Raw genomic sequence first — 4,256 nt, 5'->3', positions numbered from 1 at the left:
CCGGACAGACGCAGTACCAACGGCATGTTGTACGCCGCGCTCGGCCCCGCCAACTGACCGATGATCCACAACCGCTGCTGCGCAAACGACAACGGCAGCGACGCCGGACGAACCCCGGCCACCAGCGCCGGACGGGAGGGTCCCGCCTCGACCAGCGCACCGGCCAGGGCGGCGACGGTGGGGGCCTCGAACAACGCGCGGATGGTGATCTCCATCCCGAGCAGGGCGCGGATGCGGGCGACCAGCCGGGTCGCGAGAAGGGAGTGCCCGCCGAGTTCGAAGAAGTGGTCGTCGACGCCGACACCGGGCAGACCCAGCACCTCGGCGAACGCCGCACACAGCATCTCCTCCCGTACGGTCGTCGGAGCGCGGTGAGTCGAGGCGACCGCGTAGTCCGGGACGGGCAGGGCCTTGCGGTCCAGCTTGCCGTTGGCGGTCAACGGCAGCCGGTCCAGGACCACGACCGCGGCCGGCACCATGTAATCCGGAAGCGGACCCGCGGCATGCCGGCGCAACAGTCCGGGCAACTGGGCGATCTGTTCCGGGGACTGACCCGGGGCGGGTACCACATAGCCGACCAGACGCTTGTCGCCAGGGATGTCCTCGCGGACCACCGCCACGGCCCGGGCGATACCGGGATGCCGGGCCAGCACCGCCTCGACCTCCCCGATCTCGATCCGGAACCCCCGGATCTTCACCTGGTCGTCGGCCCGGCCGACGAACTCGAGGGTCCCGTCGGCCCGCCACCGTGCCAGGTCCCCGGTCCGGTACATCCGCTCGCCGGGCGCACCGAACGGGCACGCCACGAACCGCTCCGCGGTCAGTGCGGGACGGTTCAGGTAGCCACGCGCCAGACCGGCACCCGTCACGTACAACTCGCCCGTCACACCGGGGGCCACCGGCTCCAGGCCGTCGTCGAGCACGAACACCCGCATGTTGAAGGTGGGGCCGCCGAGTATCGGCCGCGGTGTGGATCGCGGCTCGGCGAAGACCTGGTAGACCGTGCACTCCGTGGGCCCGTAGAAGCTGAAGCTGCGGGTGCCCTCACCCAGCGATCCGAGCCACTCCCAGAGCGAGTCGGGCACGGCCTCGCCACCGACCACGAGCAGTGCCGGAGTACGGCGGCCGTTGTCGAACAGGCCTTCCGACACAGCGGCGGCCATGTGCGTGGGGGTCAGCTCCAGGAAGTCGACGTCGTGTGCGTCCAGCCAGGTCGCGAGGAGGCCGATGTCGGAGAGCACCTCCGTGCTCACGACGTGCAGCTCGTGCCCCTCCAGCAGGCACGACAGCTGGTCCCACACCGCGTCGAAGGATATGGAGGTGGTCAGCGCGACCCGCAGCGGGCGACCGTCCGACAGATCGGCGGCGCAGGCGAAGACCGACTCACGGTGAACGGTGATGAAGTTGGTGATGCTGTGGTGCGGTACCGCCACGCCCTTGGGAGTTCCGGTGGAGCCGGAGGTGTAGATGACGTAGGCGGGATGGGCGGGGGTCAGCGGGCCGGTGCGCTCGATGTCGGCCGGGTCGTGACTCCAGGCCGGGTGCGCGGTCAGCTCTTCCTGGGTGGCAGCGTCGTCCAGGACCAGAAGGGGTGCGTCGGCCGGCAGCCATGCCGCGGTGGCCTGGAGCGTCACCACGTACGACGGCTTCGCGTCCTCGATCATGAACCGGACCCGTTCCTTCGGGTATTCGGTGTCGATCGGGAGATACGCCGCGCCCGCCTTGAGTACGCCGAGCATCGCCACGACGAGGTCGATCGACCGTGGCAGTGCCATGCCCACGATGTCCTCGGGGCCGACCCCGTGCTCGATCAGATGGTGCGCGAGCCGGTTGGCGCGGGTGTTGAGCTCGCCGTAGGTCAGGGTGGTGCCGTCGAAGACGACCGCGGTGGCCTCGGGGGTGCGGGCGGCCTGGTCCTGGAAGAGCGCCGGCAGGGTCGTGGGCGGGACGGAGCGGAAGGTGTCGTTCCAGGTGTGCAGCACCTTCTCCTGCTCCGCGGCCGAGAGCACCGGGACCTGGTCGACCCGCTGGTCCGGGCCGGTGGTCAGGGTGTCGAGGACACGGGTGAAGCGTTCGGCGAGCTGCTCGATGCTTGCATGGTCGAACAGGTCGACGGCGTAGAAGATCTCGCCGGTCATTCCGGCGGCCCGGCCGTGCTCGTCGAAGCGTTCGCGCAGGTCGAAGGAGAGGTCGAACTTCGCCGGGGTGTCCTCGTCGGGCAGGACGCTCGTGCGCAGGCCGGGCAGTCGGAGCACGGGATCGGCGTTGTTCTGGAGCGCGAGCATGACCTGGACCAGCGGATGGCGGGCCATGGAGCGGACCGGGGCCAGCTCCTCGACCAGGCGCTCGAACGGTACGTCCTGGTGCGCCAACGCGTCGAGCGTCTGTTCCCGCACCCGGGCGAGCAGTTCGCCGAAGGACGGACCGCCGGACACGTCCGTGCGCAGGACGAGGGTGTTGACGAAGAACCCGACGAGGTCGTCGAGCGCGGTGTCGGTGCGCCCGGCCGTCGGGGTTCCGATCACGATGTCCTGGCCGGCGCCGAGCCGGGAGAGCAGCACGGCCAACGTGGCCTGGAGCACCATGAAGACCGTCGCGCCTTCGTCCCGGGCCAGTTCGGCGACCCGGGCGTGCAGCAGCGCGGGGATCTCCAGCGTCGCGCTCCCGCCCCGATGCGTGGCCACCGCGGGGCGGGCACGGTCGACGGGCAGCGGCAGTTCCTCCGGTATATCGGCCAGCGTGCGCCGCCAGTGGGCCAGTTGCTCGCTCAGCAGGCTCTCGGGGTCCTGCGCCTCGCCGAGCAGTTCACGCTGCCAGAGCGTGTAGTCCGCGTACTGGACCGGTAGCGGCGCCCATCCGGGTTCCTGGTCGGCCAGGCGCGCTGTGTACGCCACTTGGAGGTCCCGGGCCAGCGGCACCAGCGACCAGCCGTCACCGGCGATGTGGTGCACGAGCAGCACCAGCACGTGTTCGTCCGCACCGGCTTCGAACAGCCAGGCCCGGAACGGCACTTCGGCCGAGAGGTCGAAGCAGTGGCCCTCCGCCGCGCTGATCGACGCGGTAAGGCCGGACGGCCCGACCAGGGCGGCCGGTACCACGGTGAGCACCTCGCCGAGCTCCTCGACCGGCACCACCCGCTGGTACGGCCGTCCCTCGACCGACGGGAAGAGCGTGCGCAGCACCTCGTGGCGCCCGAGGACATCCCGCAACGCCGCGTCCAGCGCACCGGTGTCGATCGCACCGGAAAGCCTGATGACCGCCGGGATGTTGTAGGTGGCGCTCGGTCCCTCCAGCTCGTGCAGGAACCACAACCGCTGCTGCGCGGACGACAACGGCAGCGGCTCCGGACGATCCGCGGTCACCAGCGCCGGACGCGAGGGGCCCGCCCCGGCCAGCGCCTTGGCCAGGGCGGCGATGTTGGGGGCTTCGAACAGCGTACGGATGCCGAGTTCGACCCCGAGCAGAGCGCGGATGCGGGCGACCAGCCGGGTCGCGAGCAGGGAGTGGCCGCCGAGAAGGAAGAAGTTGTCGTCGATGCCGACGGTGGACAGCTCCAGGTTCAGCACCTTGGCGAACGCGGCGCACAGGATCTCTTCCTGGACGGTCGTCGGAGCACGGCGGGCGGCCACGACGGCATGGTCCGGTGCGGGCAGGGCCTCGTGGTCCAGTTTCCCGTGATCCGTCAGCGGCAGCCGGTCCAGGACCACGACCGCGGCCGGCACCACGTGCGCGGGCAGCAGCCCGGCAGCGTGCTCGCGCAGGATCGCGGGCAGCCGTACGGTGACTTCCGGGTCGAGGCCGGGGCCGGGCACCACGTAGCCGACCAGACGCTTGTCGCCCGGGATGTCCTCGCGGGCGACGATCGCGGCCTCGGCGATGCCGGCATACCCCGCGAGTACCGCCTCGACCTCGCCGAGTTCGCTGCGGAACCCGCGGGTCTGCGTCTGGTGGTCCGCCAGGCCGATGGGCTGGTCGGGGTCGGAGGTCAGCTCTCCGAGCAGGTGGTTGAGCCGCTCGGCCCATGCCTGGACCGTGTGGTGGTCGAACAGGTCGGTGGCGTACTCGAGAATCCCCTTGATGCCGGTCGGCTGTCCCTCCGGACCGAACCGCTCCTCGAACTCGAAGTTGAGGTCGAATTTGGCTGTTTCGTGGCCGGGGATTTCGAATTCGCTGGTCTTGAGTCCGGGGAGGTCGAAGGCGGCTTCGGTGTTGGTGTCGAAGGACAGCATGACCTGGAAGAGGGGGTGGCGTGCCGC

At 70.4% G+C, this 4,256-nt stretch carries 1 protein-coding gene; it reads right to left on the bottom strand.

What is annotated here, in order from left to right:
• A partial coding sequence (locus ACZ7P3_RS42475) for an amino acid adenylation domain-containing protein (protein ID WP_472090040.1) occupies window positions 1–4,256 on the bottom strand: 4,256 nt, incomplete at both ends.

This window comes from Streptomyces sp. NPDC107581, from assembly GCF_055657175.1.
This window is presented reverse-complemented; position numbering and strand designations above follow the sequence as displayed.